Source organism: Cupriavidus sp. 05T313, assembly GCF_056396665.1.
In genome coordinates, this window is the sequence record NZ_JBFTLX010000717.1 from 1 (window position 1) to 362 (window position 362).

At 68.5% G+C, this 362-nt stretch carries 1 protein-coding gene; it reads left to right on the top strand.

Annotated features, from left to right (window positions below; all coding sequences use genetic code 11):
• A partial coding sequence (locus tag AC1DKD_RS42530) for a dienelactone hydrolase family protein (protein WP_477144906.1) occupies positions 1-362 on the top strand: 362 nt, incomplete at both ends.

Genomic DNA, 362 nt, shown 5'->3' on the forward strand with positions numbered 1-362 from the left:
ATCCTGACCAGATGCTCATCGAGATCCAGGCCCCTGCGGGCCGTGCCGAAGCCATCGTTGCCCGCCCGTCCACCGGAACCGGCCCGTTCCCGGGGGTCATCTTCTACATGGACGCGTTCGGCCTGCGCCCGCGCATCCAGGAGATGGCACAGCGCATTGCCGACTGGGGATACGTGGTGCTGGCGCCCAACGTTTTCTACCGCGAAGGAACAGTCGCCGAGCTCGCACCCGAGGGCGACATGTCCACCCAGGAGGGCCGGGAAGCCGCCGGCAAAGCTGCCTTCCCGCGGGTAGGCCGCCTGACCCCGGACAAGGCCCTGCCGGACATCGATGCCTGGGTTTCCGCGCTGGCAGCCCTCGAC